The following is a 13,886-nucleotide window of genomic DNA, read 5'->3' on the forward strand; positions in this document are numbered from 1 at the left end:
TGATGGGCCCATGGAGCCGAGCGCGACCATTGGCACGCAAACGGGACACGGAGAGCAGGAGTGGAACTGTGTCGTTGCCACCGCTGGTAGAGCCGGCAGCAGAGCTGACGGTTGACGAGGTGCGCCGCTACTCGCGCCATCTGATCATCCCCGACGTCGGCATGGCGGGTCAGAAGCGCCTCAAGAACGCCAAGGTCCTGTGTGTGGGCGCGGGCGGCCTGGGCTCTCCCGCGCTGCTGTACCTGGCCGCGGCCGGGGTCGGGACGCTCGGCATCGTCGACTTCGACGTCGTGGACGAGTCGAACCTCCAGCGCCAGGTGATCCACGGGCAGTCCGACGTGGGCCGTCTCAAGGCCGAGTCGGCCGCCGCGAGCGTGCGCGAGATCAACCCGCTGGTCAACGTCATCATCCACAACGTCGCTCTCACGACCGACAACGTGATGGACATCTTCTCCGGCTACGACCTCATCGTGGACGGCACGGACAACTTCGCCACCCGCTACATGGTCAACGACGCGGCCGTGCTCCTCGGCAAGCCGTACGTGTGGGGGTCCATCTACAGGTTCGACGGGCAGGCCAGCGTCTTCTGGGCCGAGCACGGCCCGTGCTATCGCTGCCTCTACCCCGAGCCCCCGCCGCCGGGCATGGTCCCGAGCTGCGCCGAGGGCGGCGTGCTCGGCGTGCTGTGCGCGTCGATCGGCTCCGTCCAGGTGAACGAGGCCATCAAGGTCATCACCGGCATCGGCGAGCCGCTCGTCGGCCGCCTGATGATCTACGACGCCCTCGAGATGAAGTACCGCGACGTCAAGGTCCGCAAGGACCCCGAGTGCCCGCTGTGCGGCAAGAACCCCTCGATCACCGAGCTGATCGACTACGAGGCGTTCTGCGGCACGATCTCCGACGAGGCGCAGCAGGCCGCCGCCGGCAGCACGATCACCGCGGCCGAGCTCGAGGCGATGCGCGAGCGGGGCGAGGACATCATGATCATCGACGTCCGCGAGCCGAACGAGTACGAGATCGTCAACATCCCCGGCGCCGTGCTGATCCCCAAGGGCGAGTTCCTCAACGGCTCGGCCCTGGAGAAGCTGCCGCAGGACAAGAAGATCGTGCTGCACTGCAAGTCGGGCGCCCGCTCGGCCGAGGTGCTCGCGGTCCTGAAGAGCGCCGGCTTCTCCGACGCCGTCCACGTGGGCGGCGGCGTGCTGAGCTGGATCAAGACGGTCGACCCCAGCCTGCCGACCTACTGATTCGCGACGACACGACGACGGCCGCCGCCTCCACGCGAGGCGGCGGCCGTCGCCGTCCACGCGCTAGACGTCTCTGTCCGGCACCACGCTGAGGCCGCTGGGTGCGACGATGCGCTGCAGGGTCTCGACGTAGGCGGCGAACGCCGCCCGTCCCTCGTCCGTGAGCTTGAACCACGTCTTGGGCCGCTTGCCCACGTATCCCTTGCGTACGGCGACGTATCCGGCGCTCTCCAGCGCGCCGCCGTGCTTGGACAGGACGGAGTCGCTGACGCCGACGGTGTCGCGGACGAACCCGAACTCCGCCTCCTCGGCCGCCGCGAGCAGCGAGACGATCTGCAGCCGCGTCGGCGCGTGGATGACCGGATCGAGTTCCATCAACGGTCCTCTTCGAACCTGCGGGCCGTCCGGCGCGCGATGGCGCGGGAGATCGGCCGGCTGCCCAGGGCGAAGTACAGAGTCAGCGCGACGCCGCCACACGCCATGCCATACGGCACGTGCGCCGCGGCGAGGGGGAACGACACCGCGTAGTTCAGCAGGATGCCGCCGAAGAGCCAGGGCAGGTAGAGGACCGAGAAGTCGCGCCGGATCGTGCGGTCGCTGACGCTCATCGGCCGTGTCTTCGCGTAGACGGCGCCCAGGACGGCCATCGCCGCGCAGAGCAGGAGCACACCTAGGACGATCATCGGGACCGGCAGCCGGCCGGGCTCGACGACGGCCAGGATTCCGGTGATCAGCAGCCCCACGGTGGTGACCCACCAGGTGGACAGCCATGGTTGCGCCCGCATCGCCTTTGCCTGGGTCTGCCGGATCGTCGCCAGGCTCCGCGCCGCTTCCTCGGGGTTCATCGGGCTCCTCCCTATGCGTTTTCCAACTCGGAAAGTACTTTTCGCTTTCCAAAGCGTCAAGTACTTTCCAGGACATTTGTGGGGATGGCGGTCGGTAGGTCGCGTTAAGGTCACTGGAGGAGGGAGGCCGCGACGGGAACGGAGGCGCAGTGGGCGAGACGCGGACCTGGCCGGCCGTGGCCGTGGCCTCCGCGATCACCCTCGTCTGCGCGATCGTCGGCGGGATCGCGGCCAGCGCCGCCGTCGCCGAGCTGACCAGAGGACCGAGCGCGGCGGAGCTGCGCGAGGCGCAGGCGGCCGAGACGGCGCTGCGGTGGGAGCGCTGGCCGGCCGGCCGGATCTTCCCCGCCACCCTGACCTACACGAGCGAGCAGGGCGGGCCCGAGATGGCGCGGCGGGTGGGCATCTCCTCGCGCACCGACTGCCGCGGGGCCGTCGACGCGGCTATCGCCGGCCAGATGACGGCGGCCGGCTGCCGGGCGATCCTGCGGGCCACCTACCTCGACGCCCTGCAGGGCATCGTGGTGACGATCGGCGTGGCGGCCTTCCCCGACGAGCTCAGGGCGCGTTCGGCCATCCCCATCTTCCCCGGCGACGGGTCGGCCGCCCCCGGGCTGCGCGCCCTCGCGTTCCCCGGCACCGTGACCGACCGCTTCACCGCGAGCGGGCGCCAGTCGCTGATCCTGCGTACGGCCGGGCCCTACCTCGTGATGACGACGGCGGGCCAGGTCGACGGGCGTCCGGCCCGTGCGCTCGGGGAGCAGCGGGAGACCATCTTCTCCTTCACCGAGGACCTGGCCGAGAAGGTCGGCGCGATCCTCACCGCCCCGGCGTCCCCGGACTGCACGGCCAAGGAGTGGCGGTGCTGACCGCGCTGCGCCGCAGGGTTCTCGCGGCGTCCGCCGCCGCGCTCGTCCTGTCGGGTGGCGCGTTCCTCGTCCCCGGCCCGGCCAGGGCCGACGATGTACGGCTCAGCCAGCAGGACGTGCTGCGCACGCTCGACGTCGACGACGCCTGGCGGCTGACGCGAGGCAGGGGCGTGACCGTCGCGGTCCTGGACTCGGGCGTCGACCCCGATCACCGCGACCTCGCCGGATCGGTCGTCACCGGGAAGGACTACACGGCCGGGGCCAACCCGCGCGGGGTGCAGCCGGTGCGCCTGCACGGCACGTACATGGCCTCGCTCATCGCCGGGCACGGGCACGGTCCCGGCGGCGCCGACGGCATCATCGGCATCGCGCCGGAGGCCAGGGTGCTGTCCGTACGGGTGATCCTCGAGGACGAGGAGCCCGGGTTCCGCACGTTCAACTCCGACGCGCGGTACGAGGCCGTGGTCGCCAAGGGCATCCGCTACGCCGTGGACCACGGCGCCGAGGTCATCAACCTGTCGCTGTCGAAGGACATGCCGACGAGGGACGAGCGTACGGCGATCAGGTACGCGATCTCCAGAGGCGTCGTCCTCGTCGCCGCGGCGGGCAACGAGGGCGCGGGCAAGCGGACCGCGCCGTACTCCTACCCGGCGGCGATCCCCGGCGTGATCTCGGTGGCGGCCGTCACGTCGACGCTGAGGCGGGCCTCCTTCTCCAACCGCAACTCCTCGGTGATGGTGGCCGCGCCGGGCGTCGACGTCCTCGGTGCCGGTCCCGGCGACGAGTACTGGGTCGGCAGGGGGACCTCCCAGGCGACCGCGCTCGTCTCCGGCGTCGCCGCGCTGATCAAGTCGCGTTATCCCCGCATGTCGCCCGCCCTCGTCGCGCAGGCGCTCGCGTCGTCGCCGGCCAGGAAGGGGCCGTACAACACCGGCACCGGGTTCGGGGTGGTCAACGCCTACCGGGCGCTGAGCGTCGCGGCGACCCTCGCCCGCCACCACGCCACGGCGTCGGGCGCGGGTGTGCAGAGCCCCTCGCGTGCCGTCCGATCGACGGCCAAGGACCATGACCCGATCGTGGTCGTACGGCGCGACACGGGGGCGATCCTCCTCTACGGAGCCGTCGCGCTCGGCGCCTTCGCTGGCTCCGGCGCGGGGGTGGCGGTCCTGCTCGTGCTGACGCGGCGGGCGCGCAGACGGCAGCGGGAGGAAGACGACGCGCTGCCGCCGGCTCCTTGGCCGACGGGCCTGCCGACGTAGCATCGAGGTATGCCGCCCGAGCAGTCCCGCATCCCGCAGACGGCGCGGACGCCGTCCGGCCTCCGGCGGGCGGGCCCGCGGGCACTGCCGCTCGGCGCGTCCGCACGCCGTGCCCGCGCGCGGCCCTGGACGGCGTCGAGGGGGCGGGCCGCCGCCGCCCAGGCGGCCAGGGAGCGGGCCGAACTCGAGCGCGGCATGCGCCTGCGCTCGCTCTATCTGACGATCATGGGCGTCGTCCTCGCCGTCGCCGCGGTGAACGTGCTGCTGGGGTCGGTGGGGCTGATCCAGGAGAACAGGTCCAGGCCGCTCACCGACGCCGAGCGCGCCCGCTACGTGGCCGAGGACGTGGCCCGGCGGTGGCGTGCGTGGCCCGCCGGCATGGTCTTCCCCGAGGAGCTTCCGTACACGGCGCTCGGCCGCGCCCAGCAGTACGCGCGCAGGGTGGGCATCGCCCCCGAGGCGGCGTGCGGCGCGGCGACCGACTCGCCGGTGGCGTCGGTGCTGCGCAAGTACGGCTGCCGGGCCATGCTGCGCGCCACCTACGTCGACCAGACCTCGACGTTCGCCGTCACCGTGGGCGTCGCCGTGCTGCCGAGCGAGCAGGCCCGCGCCGACGCGGCGGGCGAGCTGCCCGTGGACGACCGGGTGGGCGTGCGGCCCGTGGCCTTCCCCGGCACGGTCACCGACACCTTCGGCGCGGCCCAGCGCCAGCGCACGGGATGGGTGGGCGCCGGGCCGTACATCGTCTTCTCCACTGTGGGGTACACCGACGGAAGGACTCGAGCCTCCGTCCCCCTGGAGGAACAGGTGAACAGCGAGATGTGGCCCGTGGCCGAGACCGTGGCCGGGCGCATCGCGCGCGCCCTCGGAGAACCCCCCGACGTCCCCCGCTGCACCCAGGGGAACGTGTGCTGAGGCCGGCCTCCCTCTGCGCGGCGCTCACGGCCGTCCTCCTGTGGACCGGACCGGCGGTCGCGGCGGCGCCGGCGCCCGGCGGGGAGGACCCGCGGTGGGCGCTCGACGCCGTCAACGCCGCCGCCGCGTGGAAGGTCAGCAAGGGCGCGGGCGTGACCGTCGCCCTGCTCGGCAGCGGACAGCCCGACGCCGGTGTGCCCGAGTTGAGCGGCCGGGTCGAGCGCGGGCCGGACATGACGGGCGCGACGTTCGGCGACGACACGGTGCCGCCGGGCGACGACGTGACCGCGCTGGCCTCGGCGATCGCCGGGAGCGGGCGCGGCGGGGGGACGTCCGGGGTCGCGCCTGAGGCGCGGGTGCTGTCCCTCCCCGTGGTCCGCAGCCGTCCTGCGGGTGGCTCCGTCGAGCCCGAGGGCCCGGCCCGGGAGACGCAGGACAGCCCGCTCGCGCGCGGCATCCGCTACGCGACCGGCCGGGGCGCCAAGGTCATCTGCCTGCCCGTCCCCGCGTACGGCGTGGACCGCGTGGAGCGGGACGCCATCTCCTTCGCGCTGGCGAGGGGCGTGGTGCTCGTCGCGGCCGTGGGAGACGCCGGCCGGTCGCCGTACACCCGGCAGAACGGCACCTCCTACTGGGCGTTCCCCGCGGGCTACCCCGGAGTGGTGGGCGTCGCCGCCGTCGACCGCAAGGGCGCCAAGACCCCGGGCAGCAGTGACAACCTCTCGGTCCTGGTCGCCGCGCCGGGAGACCGCGTGCCCGTCACCCTCGCCGGGGGCCGGCGGGGGGCCGTGTCGGGGACCGGCGTGGCCAGCGCGCTCGTCGCGGGCACTATCGCACTAATAAGGGCGAAATATCCGGATTTGCCGCCGGAATTGGTGTCGCGTGCTTTGACGGCGACCTCTCGTCCTCATCCGTCCGCGGGTTATGACGACAAAGTCGGATTCGGAATCGTGGACGCGGCGGCGGCCCTGCGCAAGGCCGCGGAGCTGACCGGATATGGCCACGCGTCCTCCGTTCAGGACGACGCGCATTTCGGCAAGGGCCCGGTCTCGCAGGGGCCCGCGCGCCCCGGCCCGGATCCGGTTAGGCTCTGGATCTACGCCGTCGCCGTCGCCCTCGGAATCGGCGGTTTCTGCGCCGCGGCCGTCGCGCTGCGTCGCCGGTGACGGAATGCCGCCGGTGATCACATGTTGGCCGCCGTTCTGCAGCATTTCGGACGCGGTCTTCCGGATGTTCGCGTTTCCGGTGACAAAGCCAGGTCAAGTTTCGCTAGGGTCCCGGCTCATGGGGTACGAGCTGCGCGTAGAGCGGGATGCACCGCTCGCCTACGCCGAACTCGCGAGCGTCTCGGCACGGGCCGGATTCGAGTTGCGTGGGTCGCACGAGGCGGGCGAGGTCGTCGCGCGCCACGGCGACTCCGTGCATCAGATCGCGACCTGGTCGGGACGGCTCTTCGGCCAGCCCGGGTCCGACTGGCAGGTCGCCCAGCTGGCACTTCTCACCGATCTCATGGGGGCCCGGCTCGTGGGTGAGGACGGCGAGGCGTACGGCATCAGGAACGGCGTCGTCGAGCAGATCAACGGATCGTCCAGCTACGAGTTCGGCAAGCTCGAAGAGATCATCGCGGCTGGACCGACCGAGTGGAGCGCTTGAGGGACGGCCGCGGCCAGCCACCGCCGTACGCGGAGCGGGTGCTCGATCTGGTCGAGCGGATCCCGCCCGGCAAGGTGATGTCGTACGGAGACGTCGCCGAGTACCTCGGCGAGGGCGGCCCGCGGCAGGTCGGCCGAGTGATGTCGATGTGGGGCGGAGCCGTGCCGTGGTGGCGGGTGATCCACTCCGACGGCACCCCCGCGCCCGGTCTTGAGACCGAATGCCTGGCCCGGTGGCGCGAGGAGGGCACCCCGGTCCGCGGCGCGCGGGCCGACATGCGCGCGGCCCGCTGGGACGGCCGGGACCGGCCGTCTCCGTGATCACCGTAGCCCGTCCCCGGCCCTGACTTGGGGGCTGACAAGCCGCGCCCCGGGCGGTCGGGCCGGCGCCCTTCCCCCCGCCGTAGTGCCGCTCGTCACCCGGTGCCACAGGGGTGTCACCCGCTGATTCACAGGAAATCCACAGGCTTGCCCGAGTCAGGTCTGGCAGTGTTCTGAGGGCATTACCATTTTCTGAACACTGGTCTGGCGAAGGGTGGTGCCTCCCGTATGACACCCGCACCCACGAGCGACGCCGTCGCTGAACGACTGCGGGCTGTCCAGGAGCTTTACGACCGGGGCGAGCCGATCGACGCGCTGGTCGCGCTCGTGCGCGCGGAGGGGCTGAGCCCCGCGCAGCGCCGGGAGGTCGACCGTGAGGCGATCGTCGGTCCCCTGGGTCTGCGCCTCGACGCCGCAGCCAAGCGCGGGCCCGCCCGCCGCCGCCAGACCATCGACGCGCTCCGGCCGTACCTCGCGGAGGTCGACCCGAAGGTCAAGCGGGAGCTGCCGGTCGGGCGCCGGGTCGCCTGCCACCTCATCGAGACGCAGGACCCGGGCGAGCTCGCCGAGAGCGACGCGCTGGCCAAGCTCGCCGCCGCAGCGGCCGAGCCCTCCCGCCGGGCCCGGCGGGGCCTGCGGTGGTACGCCGACCTGCCGGTCGAGGTCGACGACCCCTCGCTGCTGCGCCTGCGGGCAGCCGACCTCGTGCCGGTCACGCAGATCGACGACATCACCTGGGTGGGCAACCGCCTGAGGGTGACCGGGCACGCCTACATCGCGGGCCTGTCGGTCCGCAGCGGGCGGTTCAACCGCGCCACCGTCGTGCTGCGCGGTCCCCGCTGGCTGCCCCGGGTCACGATGAGGACCCGCAGGACCTACCGCCCCGAGGCCACCCACGCGGCCCGCGAGCCCGGCTGCAACTACGACTGGGCGGGCTTCACGGCCGAGGTGCATCCGTTCGCCCTGCGCTGGCGCGCCGGCGTGCGCGCCCTGGTGCGCGGCACGAAGCGGGTGCTGCGCCGCCGCCACATCGTCCAGGACACCACCACCTGGCGGGCCGAGATCGTGATCTGGAGCCGCGCCGCCCGGGCCAAGGGAGTGCTGCGCGGTCCGGTGATCGGCCGCACCGAGCGCCCGGCCGGGCTGCAGGTGCGCCCGCGCTGGTGGGTGCGGCCGGTGTGGACCTCCGACAAGGCGCTGCAGGTGGTCTACCAGCCGACCCGCGCCCAGCTCACCGACGTGCGGCTGAACGGCGACAACATCGAGCTCACCGGCTTCCTGCCGGGCCGGCCCGTCACCAAGGGCAAGGCCCGCGTCGGCGGCCATCGCATGTCGGCCGACTTCGCCCCGGTCGAGGGCGGCAGCCGCTTCTCGCTGTCACTCGCGGTCGGCACCCTGCTCAACGCGGAGTCCAGGCGGCTGTGGGTCGAGCCCAAGGGCGACCCGGCCGCGGCCGTCATGCTGGAGGGCGCGGAGGAGACCCGTCTTCTGCTCGGCGAGCGCGAGGTCACGGTGCAGGGCGACCGGCGCGACCGGGTCGTCATCTCGGGCCACAAGATCCTGCCCGCGATCACCTCGGCCGAGTGGAACGACGAGTCGATCACGCTCACCGGCCGCTACCCCGACCCCGACCAGGGCCCGCGCGACCTCGTGCTGCGGCACCGGGGCGGGCTCACGATCCGCGTGCCGCTCGAGCGCGACGGCGAGCGCTTCACCGTACGGCTGTCGCCCGGCGCGATGCCGCGCTTCGGGTCGGCCGTGCCGCTGGCCGAGGGCACCTGGAACGTCTCGGTGGCCCCGCCCGGCAGGTACGGCCCCGCCATGGTGCCCGCCCGGTTCGACCACGCCGGTCTCGACGCGCTGGACGAGAGCCCCCGGCTCATCGGCGGCCGGGTCTACCGGTTCGTCGCCACCCGCTATGACGTGCCGGTGCTGGTGGCGGCCGAGGACCGGCCCGGCGACGAGCGGAGCGCGGCGGGCGTGTGGGCGCTCAGCCGCACCTTCTACCCGGCCGAGCGCGCGCGGCCGCTGCGCGAGGCCACCGTCTACGTCTCCTTCGACGGCCGCGCCTACTCCGACAACCCGCGTGCCATCTACGAGGAGCGGATGCGGCGCGGCGACGAGGGTGAGCACATCTGGGTCGTCAGGGACGGCGCGTTCGTCCCGCCGGGCTCGCGTGAGCTGGGGCTCGGCGACGGTGTGGTGCCCACGGTCGTCCGCGAGGGCAGCCGGGAGCACTACGAGGCGCTGGCCCGCGCGCGCTACATCGTGTCCAACGGTTTCATGCCGCAGTGGTTCCGCACCCGTGAGGACCAGGTGTGCGTGCAGACCTGGCACGGCACGCCGGTCAAGCACATCGGCCGCGACCAGGCCCACATGAAGCGCGAGCCCCGGCCCCCGGTGTGGCACCGCCAGGCCGTGGAGGTCCGCGGCTGGGACCTGTTGCTGTCGCAGAGCCCGTGGGCGTCGTCCGTCCTGCGCAAGGCCTTCGGTTACGAGGGCGAGATCCTGGAGTCGGGCTACCCGCGCAACGACGTCCTCGTCGCAGGCGACCGTGACGCGCTGGCGGCGGAGATCCGGCGCAGGATCGGCATCCCCGAGGGCAAGCGGGTCGTCCTGTACGCGCCGACCTACCGCGACTACGACCGCAGGAACGCCACGGTCAAGCTCGACCTGGCCGACGCGAAGCGGGCACTCGGCGCCGACCACGTCGTGCTGGTCCGCGGCCACATGATGCAGGCCTTCCCGCACGTGAACGCACACGACGGCTTCGCGATCGACGTGACGACCTACCCCGACACCGCCGATCTGCTGCTGATCGCCGACGTGCTCGTCACCGACTACTCGTCGGTCATGTTCGACTTCGTGGCGACCGGGCGGCCGGTCGTGCTGTTCACGCCGGACCTGGCCAAGTATCGCTCGTCCCGCGGGCTGTACCTCGACCTGGAGTCCCAGCGCCCGGGGCCGCGCCTGGAGACCTCGCCCGAGGTCGTGGAGGCCCTGCGGAACATCGACGCCGTGACGGCCAAGCTGACCGACCGTTACGCCGCCTTCGTGCGGACCTACGCGCCGCACGACAACGGCAAGGCCACCGCCCGGGTCATCGACCACGTGTTCTCCTCCTGACCGGCATGGAGAACGCCGCGGATTGCGAGGTAGAGGTGCCGGACGGACGAGGTTCGCAGGGGACGAGACCAGGGATGCGGCCATACGGGCGGATGCTCGTGCTGGCTGTGGTGGTTCTTCTCGTGGACCAGGCCTCCAAGTTCTGGGCGATCTCCGCGCTTTCGCACGGTGAGAGCATCACGGTGATCCCGGGGCTGATCCGGTTGCGGTTGTTGCTGAACGCCGGTGCCGCCTTCTCGACCGGCACAGGGGTGACGTGGGTGTTCGCCCTGACGGCGGCCGCCGCGGTCGCCGGCATCCTTTACGTCGGGCGGCGGCTGCGGTCCCTGGCCTGGACCTTCGTGCTGGGTGGGTTGCTCGGGGGCGCCACATCCCATCTGCTCGACCGCCTCTTCCGCCCGCCCGCCTTCGCTCAGGGTCATGTTGTGGACTTCATCGACTACGGCGGCCTGTTCGTCGGCAATGTCGCCGACATCGCGCTCGTGGGCGGCTGCGCCCTCCTCCTGCTGCTGAGCCTGCGCGATGTCCCTCTCGGGGGCGTACCTGATAAGGGACGCCCGTCCGTGTAGGCGGACCGCCCCGCGCATGAGGAGCGCCACGGGCGGGAGCTCCGGCGCCTGGCGGAATTCCGTGGGCATCTGTCGCCAATGCCCCTGGGAAGGCGTGGCGGCCGGCTGGTTGGCTTTCTGACGCGGGTTCGCCGTCACCATGCGCGGTGCGGCCGTCTGCTCGCGCCATGACGACAGCCATTCGAGAGAGCCGCACGATCATGAGTCTTGTCCTGCCGATCCTGATCGGCCTCGCCTACGCCGTGCTGATGTCGTTGATCCCCGAGCCGCACCGGCGTCGCTTCAACGCCATCATGGTGGGCGGAGCGGGGGCCGCCTACCTCAGCGGAGGGGGCCTCGGCGGCTGGGAGTTCCCCTTCACCGCCCTCGTCGCGTACTGCGCCTACCGCGGTCTCGAGTCGTGGACGTTCATCGGGATCGCCTGGCTGCTGCACACCGGGTGGGACGTCCTCCACCACCTCAAGGGCAGCCCGATCATCCCCTTCGCCCACGACTCGTCCTTCGGCTGCGCCGTCTGCGATCCCGTCATCGCCCTGTGGTGCTTCTGGGGCGGTCCCTCGCTCATCAGCCTCGTCAGGACCCGAGTCGCCCGGCCGCACACCCCGGACAGGGTTTCCTCTTAGCGGGTGTGCTTTCTTCCCTTACGGCCCGCCGGTGTCGGTCGGATTTCCTCGCGTCGCGATTACCGGCTCGGGTGCTCGTCGTGCCGGGCCGGCGTTCGACGCGTGAATGTTTCAGAGATCTCGGGGGCTTTCTGCGATCTGTGACAAGCTCACGATTTCGTGAGAGCGCCGGCAGAAATTCGAGGCTCGTCGGGGGGCGGGCAGCGCTGTCATGATTTCCGAGATGTCCGTCACGAATCCCCAGGGAGAGTCAATGGGCAAAGCTCGAGCGTTGGCCGTCACCGCGGCGCTGGCCGCCGGCCTGACACTTTCAGTGGGCACGGCCCCTGCTCAGGCCGCCAGCATCAGGTACGTCTACTACCTCTACTCCGACTGCGTCAACGGCGGCAACCTCGGGATCGAGTGGGGATGGTGGACCTCCTACAGCTGCTCCTACATGAGCAACACCTACGGGCCGACCTGGGCGTTGTGGGCCTGACCGCCGGCTGACGGAATTCCTTTCGCGCGTTATCCGCAACAAGGCCGATCCCGGACGCTCTCGCACGGGTCGGGTTGATTCCGTCGCGCGTCGAGTGGCGTCCGGGTGCGGTGGCGATTTCCGGGCAGGGCGCTTGCGCGCCGAGAACAATTTGGTTATTTCCTTCAATCGGGGTGTCCGTTACGCCGCTCATTTTCGCGTGGCTGAGACGGGGGACGCCCGGCGCGCGGCGACCTCAGGCCTGGTTCGTCGGCAGCACGACGACCTGACGGAGGTTGACGTGCTTGGCCCGGCTGACCGCGTACCCGATCAGGTCGGCGACCTCCTCGGCGGTCAGGGACGTGATGACCTCGTACATCCCGGAGAGCTGCGCCCCGAGCTCCCGGCTGTCGACGTGGTCGCCCAGCTCCGTCGCCGTCAGGCCCGGCTCGATGTTGGTCACCCGCACGCCGCGCGGGCCGAACTCCGCGCGCAGGTTCGCGGACAGGTGGCTGAGGGCGGCCTTGGTCGCCCCGTAGACGGCGTAGCCGGGGAAGACGACGTGGGCGCCGATCGACGAGATGTTGACGAGGTCGGCCGTCCGGCCCTCCGCCGCCGCCGCGAGCAGGTCGGCGGTGAACGCCCGCGTGATCCGCAGAGCGCCCGCGACGTTCGTGTCGAGCATCCGCGTCCACTCGTCGACGCGGCCGTCGTCGATCGGGTTGGGCAGCATCACGCCCGCGGCGTTGACCACCAGGTCGACGTGCCCGAGCTCGGCGTGGATCAGGTCCACGGCGGCGGCCACGCTGTCGTCCCGGGTGACGTCGGCGGTCACGGCCAGCGCGGTGCCGCCGTTCGCGGCGATCTCCTCGGCCAGGCCCTTCAGCCGGTCGGCCCTGCGGGCGAGCAGTGCGACCTTCGCGCCGGAGGCGGCCAGCAGCCGCGCCGTCGCCTCTCCCATGCCGCTGGCGGCCCCGGTGACGACGGCGACGCGTCCGGCCAGGTTCTCGTAGTTCATCGTGACTCCTTCGAGTTCGGAGGTTGACGAGAGCCACTCTGGCGGGACGGACCAGGTCTACCCAGCGCACGCCTTTTCCTGGTAAAGCCAGTACTAGGCTTGGACCCCATGGATGGTGATCTGGGACGGTTCCTGCGCTCTCGCCGGGCCCGGATCCGGCCCGAGGACGCCGGGCTTCCGGCGCACGGGCGGCGACGGGTCAGCGGGCTGCGGCGCGAGGAGGTCGCGCTGCTCGCGGGCGTGAGCGCCGAGTACTACATCCGCCTGGAACAGCAGCGCGTACGCAACGTCTCCGACGAGGTGCTCGACGCGGTCGCCCGGGTGCTGCGCATGGACGGCACCGAGCGGGCGCACCTGCGCCGGCTGCTCCGCCCGCCGGACGACCGGCCGGCCCCCGTCGCCGAGGTCCGGCCCGGGGTGCGGATGCTCCTGGACGCGGCCGACTCCGTGCCGGCGTTCGTCCTGGGCCCGCGGATGGACGTGCTCGCCTGGAACGCCCTTTCCGACCGGATCAACGGTTTCTCGGCCATGCCCGCGGACGAGCGCAACATGGCCCGCCAGACGTTCCTGACGCCGGGGGCGCGCTCCCTCTACCGCGACTGGGCGGCCGTGGCCGGCGAGACCATCTCCTACCTGCGCCTGTACGCCGGAAGGCACCCCGACGATCCGCTGCTGGGCCCGCTCGTCGCCGAGCTGTCCGCCGACCCCGACTTCGCCCGCCTGTGGGAGGAGCACCGGGTCGCCGAGAAGACCTTCGGGGTCAAGCTGTTGCGGCACCCGGAGCTCGGCGACCTGGACTTCGCGTACGAGACCCTGGCCCTGCCCGGGGATCCCGACCTGCTGGTCGTCATGTACACCGCCGATCCGGCCTCCCCGACCGGCCGCACACTGGACAGGCTCCGGCAGGCCCATCGCGCCGATCTCGACAAGCCGGGCGTACGGGTGACGACGGGCGGCTGATCCGCCCGAGCAGGACACGGAGTGG

15 protein-coding genes are annotated in these 13,886 nt (G+C 71.9%); 12 read left to right on the top strand and 3 right to left on the bottom strand.

From position 1 onward, the window contains the following. The first annotated feature begins 68 nt into the window (after positions 1 to 68). Positions 69 to 1,247 carry an adenylyltransferase/sulfurtransferase MoeZ gene (gene moeZ, locus ABZ860_RS16770; RefSeq protein WP_357220701.1) on the top strand — a complete coding sequence of 393 codons (1,179 nt, stop codon included), beginning with the start codon at positions 69 to 71 and terminating at the stop codon, positions 1,245 to 1,247. A 63-nt stretch (positions 1,248 to 1,310) separates the two neighbouring features. Here moeZ and ABZ860_RS16775 read toward each other — a convergent pair whose 3' ends face one another. Further along, complete coding sequence (locus ABZ860_RS16775) at positions 1,311 to 1,622, bottom strand: transcriptional regulator (protein WP_357220702.1); 312 nt, start codon at positions 1,620 to 1,622, stop codon at positions 1,311 to 1,313. Further along, entirely contained in the window at positions 1,622 to 2,092 is a 471-nt protein-coding gene (locus ABZ860_RS16780) for a hypothetical protein (RefSeq protein WP_357220704.1), read from the bottom strand. The genes ABZ860_RS16775 and ABZ860_RS16780 overlap by 1 nt, the downstream gene beginning before the upstream one ends. Positions 2,093 to 2,241: 149 nt before the next feature. On the opposite strand from ABZ860_RS16780, the gene ABZ860_RS16785 reads away from it, so the two are divergent. The 10 genes from ABZ860_RS16785 (at position 2,242) to ABZ860_RS16830 (ending at position 11,904) form a co-directional block, all read left to right on the top strand. Then, on the top strand, positions 2,242 to 2,961 hold the full coding sequence (locus ABZ860_RS16785; RefSeq protein ID WP_357220706.1) for a hypothetical protein: 720 nt from the start codon (positions 2,242 to 2,244) through the stop codon (positions 2,959 to 2,961). Continuing rightward, complete coding sequence (locus ABZ860_RS16790; RefSeq protein WP_357220708.1) at positions 2,955 to 4,220, top strand: S8 family serine peptidase; 1,266 nt, start codon at positions 2,955 to 2,957, stop codon at positions 4,218 to 4,220. Before ABZ860_RS16785 ends, ABZ860_RS16790 begins: the two co-directional genes overlap by 7 nt. Positions 4,221 to 4,229: 9 nt before the next feature. Then, positions 4,230 to 5,135 carry a hypothetical protein gene (locus tag ABZ860_RS16795; protein ID WP_357220709.1) on the top strand — a complete coding sequence of 302 codons (906 nt, stop codon included), beginning with the start codon at positions 4,230 to 4,232 and terminating at the stop codon, positions 5,133 to 5,135. After that, positions 5,129 to 6,301 (top strand): S8 family serine peptidase, encoded by a 1,173-nt coding sequence (locus ABZ860_RS16800; RefSeq protein WP_357220711.1) that lies wholly within the window; start codon positions 5,129 to 5,131, stop codon positions 6,299 to 6,301. The genes ABZ860_RS16795 and ABZ860_RS16800 overlap by 7 nt, the downstream gene beginning before the upstream one ends. Positions 6,302 to 6,419: 118 nt before the next feature. Continuing rightward, positions 6,420 to 6,788, top strand: a complete 369-nt coding sequence (locus tag ABZ860_RS16805; protein WP_357220712.1) for a hypothetical protein — start codon at positions 6,420 to 6,422, stop codon at positions 6,786 to 6,788. Next, on the top strand, positions 6,776 to 7,108 hold the full coding sequence (locus ABZ860_RS16810) for an MGMT family protein (RefSeq protein WP_357220714.1): 333 nt from the start codon (positions 6,776 to 6,778) through the stop codon (positions 7,106 to 7,108). Before ABZ860_RS16805 ends, ABZ860_RS16810 begins: the two co-directional genes overlap by 13 nt. Positions 7,109 to 7,336: 228 nt before the next feature. Further along, positions 7,337 to 10,234 (top strand): CDP-glycerol glycerophosphotransferase family protein, encoded by a 2,898-nt coding sequence (locus ABZ860_RS16815; protein ID WP_357220715.1) that lies wholly within the window; start codon positions 7,337 to 7,339, stop codon positions 10,232 to 10,234. Positions 10,235 to 10,326: 92 nt separating this feature from the next. Beyond that, the gene (locus ABZ860_RS16820) at positions 10,327 to 10,803 is read left to right on the top strand and encodes a signal peptidase II (RefSeq protein ID WP_357220717.1); all 477 of its coding nucleotides are present in this window, start codon (positions 10,327 to 10,329) and stop codon (positions 10,801 to 10,803) included. A 167-nt stretch (positions 10,804 to 10,970) separates the two neighbouring features. Beyond that, on the top strand, positions 10,971 to 11,426 hold the full coding sequence (locus ABZ860_RS16825; protein WP_357220718.1) for a DUF6010 family protein: 456 nt from the start codon (positions 10,971 to 10,973) through the stop codon (positions 11,424 to 11,426). Positions 11,427 to 11,679: 253 nt separating this feature from the next. Next, complete coding sequence (locus ABZ860_RS16830) at positions 11,680 to 11,904, top strand: hypothetical protein (protein WP_076433872.1); 225 nt, start codon at positions 11,680 to 11,682, stop codon at positions 11,902 to 11,904. A gap of 235 nt (positions 11,905 to 12,139) precedes the next feature. Here the strand turns inward: ABZ860_RS16830 and ABZ860_RS16835 are convergent, their stop codons facing one another. Then, on the bottom strand, positions 12,140 to 12,901 hold the full coding sequence (locus tag ABZ860_RS16835; protein WP_357220719.1) for an SDR family oxidoreductase: 762 nt from the start codon (positions 12,899 to 12,901) through the stop codon (positions 12,140 to 12,142). Positions 12,902 to 13,009: 108 nt separating this feature from the next. Between ABZ860_RS16835 and ABZ860_RS16840 the strand changes: the two genes are divergently transcribed. Next, on the top strand, positions 13,010 to 13,861 hold the full coding sequence (locus ABZ860_RS16840) for a helix-turn-helix transcriptional regulator (RefSeq protein WP_357220721.1): 852 nt from the start codon (positions 13,010 to 13,012) through the stop codon (positions 13,859 to 13,861). The last annotated feature ends 25 nt before the right edge of the window (positions 13,862 to 13,886 follow it).

Origin of the sequence: Microbispora sp. NPDC046973, assembly GCF_040644495.1 — a bacterium.
In the GTDB taxonomy this organism is placed as follows: Bacteria; Actinomycetota; Actinomycetes; order Streptosporangiales; family Streptosporangiaceae; genus Microbispora.